Consider the following 2327-nt stretch of genomic DNA (forward strand, 5'->3'; position numbering starts at 1 on the left):
GGCAAGAGCACACTGCTGAGCCTCGCGGCCCGGCTGACGCGGCCGACGGCCGGCGGCCTGAGGCTCTTCGGCACGCCCGTGACCGAGGCCGAGGTCCTGGCGCGCTGCGCCTACCTGGCCCAGGACAAGCCGCTCTTCCCGCGGTTCACGGTCGAGGAGACCCTGCGCATGGGCGCCGAGCTCAACCCGCGCTGGGACCAAGCCGTCGCCGAGCGGATCGTACGGTCCGGCCGGGTGCCGATGGGCGACCGGGTGGGGACGCTCTCCGGCGGTCAGCGCTCCCGGCTCGCCCTCGCCCTCGTCTTCGGCAAGCGCCCCGAACTGCTGCTGCTGGACGAGCCCATGGCCGAGCTCGACCCGCTGTCCCAGCACGAGATCGCGGGGCTGCTGATGGCCGAGGCCGCGGAGCAGGGCACGACCGTCCTCATGTCCTCCCACCAGCTCGCCGACGTGGCCACCATGTGCGACCACCTGCTGGCCGTCTCCGACGGCCGGGTCCGGCTCGCGGGCGCGATCGACGAACTGCAGGGCGCCCACTGCCTGGTGACGGGCGCGCACCTGGTCGACGGTGTGCCACCGGAGATCGCCCGGCACACCGTCGTCGAATCGCGCACCACGGGACGTCAGTTCACCGCCCTGATCCGGCGGCGGGGACCGGTGGAGGGCGACTGGAGGGTCGCCGAGCCCAGCCTGGAGGAGGTGTTGCTGGGCTATCTGCGCTCGCCCGGCACACCGCCGCTGCTGACGGCTGACGCGCAGGTGACGGACGAGCGGGAAGACGAGCGGGAAGGGGAGGCGGCCGTATGAGCGCGACCGTGACCACAGGGACGGGAGCAGAGGCCACCGGTGAGGGCGGCAAGCTGCCGCCGCGCGTGCTGCGCGGCATGGCGTGGCTCGTCTGGCGGCAGCACCGCGTCGTTCTCCTCGCCTGCCTGCTCCTGACGGCGGCCGCGGCCGTCAACATGCTCTGGCAGCGCGCCTCGATGATGGACTTCCTGGCGCAGGCCAGAACGGGCGGTACGGCCTTCGACGTCACCAACTCCTTCCAGAACTCGTCGTACGCCTCGGCGTTCCAGGACGGGGCCTGGGTGATGGGCATGTTGCCCCTGGCCGCGGGCGTCTTCCTCGGTGCCCCGCTGATCGCGGGCGACCTGGAACGCGGCACCCTCAAGCTGGTGACCACCCAGTCGATGACCCGCCGTCACTGGCTGACGGTCAAGATCGGCACGGTGGTGTTCGTCACCCTTCTGTGCTCGGTGGTGCTCTCCGCCGTCTACACCTGGTGGTGGCGGCCCGCGCGCTCTCTCGTCGGCTTCGGTGAGTGGACGAACAGCCCGGTCTTCGACAGCACGGGTCCCATGCCCGTGGCCATGGCCCTGCTGTACCTCGCCGTCGGCATCGCGGCCGGTGTGCTCGTCCGCCGTGTCCTGCCCGCCATGGCGATCACCTTCGGCCTGGGGACCTTCGTCTTCGGCTTCCTCTGGGACCGCGTCCGGCTGCTGCTCTTCACCCCGCGAGTGATCACCAATCCGGTGGAGCAGGGGCAGCCGCACGTACCCGAGGGCGGGGCGCGGTTCGACAACTGGACCGTCGACGCCCACGGCGGGCTGCACGGCTTCGGCACCTGCTTCAACGAGCACACGCCCGCCGAGTGCAGGACCAACAAGGGGATCGTCGCCGAGCGCCTGGAATACTTCGGTTCCGACCAGATGAGCGTCATGCAGTGGGTGGACGCCGCCCTTCTGCTGACGGCCGCCGTCGCGGTCGCCGGCCTCACCCTGTGGTGGGTCCGCCGTCGGTCGCTGTGAGGCGCCGGGCCGTCGGGTCCTCGCGCACACGGACGGGATGAGGGGGCGGTACATGGTCGAGTTCAGGATCGACCGGCAGAGCGGTATGGCCGCCTACCTGCAGATCGTGCAGCAGGTCCAGGAAGCGCTGCGGCTGGGCATCCTCGCCGAGGGCGACCAGCTGCCCACCGCCGCGAGCGTCGCCCGGGACACCAAGCTCAACCCCAACACGACGCTGAAGGCCTACCGCGAGCTCGAACACCTCGGGCTCGTCGAGCCCCGCCCCGGCGTGGGCACCTTCGTCAGCGCCGCCCTGGCGCCGACACGGTCCCTCGCCGACTCCCCGCTGCGCGGGGAGCTCTCGGACTGGATGGGCCGGGCCCGCGCGGCCGGGCTCGACTGGGACGACGTCTCCGCGCTCGTCACCGCCGCCCGCGCGGAGCACTACCCCACCGCCTGACCCACCATCACTGCCGCCCGGCCGGACGCGCCGACAGCCCCCGGCGGCACCCCCACTGACGAAACGGCAGCACACCACCA

At 71.9% G+C, this 2327-nt stretch carries 3 protein-coding genes; all 3 read left to right on the forward strand.

Translation table 11 applies throughout. The features are described from left to right. On the forward strand, positions 1-807 hold an 807-nt coding region (locus K6I34_RS35805; protein ID WP_229332204.1), incomplete at its 5' end, for an ATP-binding cassette domain-containing protein. Continuing rightward, positions 804-1808, forward strand: coding sequence for an ABC transporter permease (locus K6I34_RS35810; protein ID WP_229332205.1), 1005 nt, complete (start codon positions 804-806; stop codon positions 1806-1808). The genes K6I34_RS35805 and K6I34_RS35810, both read left to right, overlap by 4 nt. 52 nt (positions 1809-1860) lie before the next feature. Next, a complete protein-coding gene (locus tag K6I34_RS35815) occupies positions 1861-2247 on the forward strand; it encodes a GntR family transcriptional regulator (protein WP_229332206.1) in 387 nt (128 codons plus the stop codon). The last annotated feature ends 80 nt before the right edge of the window (positions 2248-2327 follow it).

Origin of the sequence: Streptomyces sp. UNOC14_S4, assembly GCF_020740835.1 — a bacterium.
Lineage (GTDB): Bacteria > Actinomycetota > Actinomycetes > Streptomycetales > Streptomycetaceae > Streptomyces.

Excerpts from the sequence above, each read along its gene's own strand:
- K6I34_RS35815 (WP_229332206.1), top strand. The coding sequence starts at position 1,861 with ATGGTCGAGTTCAGGATCGACCGGCAGAGCGGTATGGCCGCCTACCTG.
- K6I34_RS35810 (WP_229332205.1), top strand. The coding sequence starts at position 804 with ATGAGCGCGACCGTGACCACAGGGACGGGAGCAGAGGCCACCGGTGAG.